At 59.4% G+C, this 1,766-nt stretch carries 2 protein-coding genes and 1 pseudogene; 2 read left to right on the forward strand and 1 reads right to left on the reverse strand.

What is annotated here, in order from left to right; genetic code table 11:
• Positions 1-157 (reverse strand): annotated as a pseudogene (locus SACPADRAFT_RS32205) (IS5/IS1182 family transposase); the annotation flags it as partial.
• Between the two features lie 152 nt (positions 158-309).
• Between SACPADRAFT_RS32205 and SACPADRAFT_RS25560 the strand changes: the two are divergent.
• Both SACPADRAFT_RS25560 and SACPADRAFT_RS31225 read left to right on the forward strand, forming a co-directional pair.
• Positions 310-1,065, forward strand: coding sequence for a polymorphic toxin-type HINT domain-containing protein (locus SACPADRAFT_RS25560; protein ID WP_157577058.1), 756 nt, complete (start codon positions 310-312; stop codon positions 1,063-1,065).
• 117 nt (positions 1,066-1,182) lie between these two features.
• On the forward strand, positions 1,183-1,578 hold the full coding sequence (locus SACPADRAFT_RS31225) for a hypothetical protein (RefSeq protein WP_157577059.1): 396 nt from the start codon (positions 1,183-1,185) through the stop codon (positions 1,576-1,578).
• Positions 1,579-1,766: the final 188 nt, after the last annotated feature.

The following is a 1,766-nucleotide window of genomic DNA, read 5'->3' on the forward strand; positions in this document are numbered from 1 at the left end:
CACCCTTGCGCAGGTACGCCACAACGAGCAGGGCCTGCCGTCCGGCAGGCAGCTTGCGCCATCGAGTCCCGCGCAGACTCCGCTGCGCACGCAGCGCGTCGGCCAGCACGCCGAGGGCGCGGCTGGACACACTCATCCCGGACGGGTAAGACAGCATGGTGAAGCTCCTGGTGAGACGGATTGATCTAGGCAATCACCCGTCTACCAGGAGCTTCACCTATTGGTGGTCACGCCACGCCGCACTCGCCCTGACATGCCCGCCCGGCAGGTTGGCAAAGGCTCAGTTTCGTGCCCGGCACCCGGGTGCTCATGGCCGACGGCAGTACCAAGCCGATCGAGGACGTCGAGGTCGGCGAGAAGGTGTGGGCCACCGACCCGGAGACCGGCGAGGAAGGCCCCCGCACCGTCACCGCCACCATCCTCGGTACCGGCATCAAACACCTCGCCACCCTCACCCTCACCACCGACGACGGCGACACCACCACCCTCACCGCCACCACCGGACACCCCTTCTGGAGCGCGAACCAGGACCGGTGGGTCGACGCCGAGGACCTCGACCACGGCGACCAACTCCGCAGTACTAACGGGGATCCTGTCACAGTAGTAGAAACTCACACTGATACCGACTACCGCCGCGTTTATAACCTCACCATCGAAGGCGTACATACCTACTATGTAGAATCCAGAAACCAATCCGTCCTGAGTCATAACGATGGCTGTGCATGGGATGATGTAAAAGGGACGCAGCCGGTTATGCCGGGTAGTGGGGGGATTCCCAAGTCCTTTGAGTTGAACGCGGGGGGAGCGAAGGTGTGGGTCAGCCCGAACGCAACTGAGCACATGCTAGAGAAATCGCGTAGCTTGGCTAGGCGCGGGATGTCCCCTGACTACATTAGTCTCGCGGCTCAAGAGCAGGTCAAGAGTCTCCAAGCCGCAATCGGCGCTGCGACTGAGGGTGGCATCCCGTTGAACAAGCGCATCACGACCGGCGGTTGGGAATTGGAGTTCAGACAACGTGCAAATGATCCACTTCCTGCGTTGGTGCACGGTCGGATGGTAGGATAGAACGCTATGTTGCGAGTGTGTGGTTCGGTGCAAGCTTCGGGAGTTCTCGCTGAAACGGACCCGTGGATTCCACTGAAACTGACGTGGGAGGTCGAGGGCGACTCTCCGCCGCTCTGCATGTTCATCTACGGTGAAAGCGACGGATTCATTGAGTTCAAGCTTGACCCTGTATCGGGTGGATTGCGCAATGTAGTGGTCATCGACCTGCCGCCTCTGATTGGTCGTGAGATAGAAGATATCTCGTCTGTAGATCATTCGGCGTCACCAGCGTTCGATCGCGAACTCTGGCCGTGGAAGGTCACTCCCGACTATAGTGAGATCGCCGAGAGAGATATCGACATGGTGGAGTACCTGGCGTTTTCGGAGTCAGGCGGCGTTATCGCTCTATGGTTTTCTAACAATCCAGTCGAAAGCTACCTAGTGTGCGGTGAAGTGAAAGTGGGTGTGACTTCAAGATCTGAACTGGTCAATATAGTGACGCCGAAACCTCCAATCAGTGAGGTAATTTCTTAGAGGCTGTTCCCGAACTGATCTTGGTGGTGGGGTGGGTGCGGAGATGAGGAGGGACTCCTGGTAGATCGGGTGGTGTCTAGTCAACCGTTCTACCGAGGAGTCCCGGGTGCCATCGTGCCCGAGTGCGCCGATCATGCGCGCGCGGGGTGGGCAGTGCTGCTTGCTGGCCACCACGCATCAGCCTTCGT

Source organism: Saccharomonospora iraqiensis subsp. paurometabolica YIM 90007 (genome assembly GCF_000231035.2).
Lineage (GTDB): Bacteria > Actinomycetota > Actinomycetes > Mycobacteriales > Pseudonocardiaceae > Saccharomonospora > Saccharomonospora paurometabolica.